Annotated in this window: 1 pseudogene; it reads right to left on the bottom strand. The window is 35.2% G+C overall.

The features are described from left to right. Positions 1 to 102 (bottom strand): annotated as a pseudogene (locus tag E4T71_RS10385) (transposase); the annotation flags it as partial. Positions 103 to 304: the final 202 nt, after the last annotated feature.

Raw genomic sequence — 304 nt, 5'->3', positions numbered from 1 at the left:
CTGGGTTAAATAAGCCACCTGTTCACGTAGAAGGGAGATTTCATCTACTAGACCTTGGATGGTAGCTGCTTGTTTTTTGATAATATCCAATAGTTCTTTCAAGATGATACTCTCCTTTTATTTCTACCCAAATTATTCATACATAACTAAAAAAACTTCCAGAATCGCTGATACATTATGGTTTCTGGAAGTTTTTGATTTTCACCCATTAGGTGAGACTTTTGACTGGACAAAAAAGGACTTCCCCTTTATGATATAAGCGCAAACCAAATCAAAATAGAAAGGAAACCCATATGTTCAGTCT

Source organism: Streptococcus sp. WM07 (assembly GCF_004570525.1).
Classification (GTDB): Bacteria; Bacillota; Bacilli; order Lactobacillales; family Streptococcaceae; genus Streptococcus.
The sequence above is the reverse complement of the archived record's forward strand: the minus strand, read 5'-3'. Positions and strand labels throughout refer to the sequence as shown.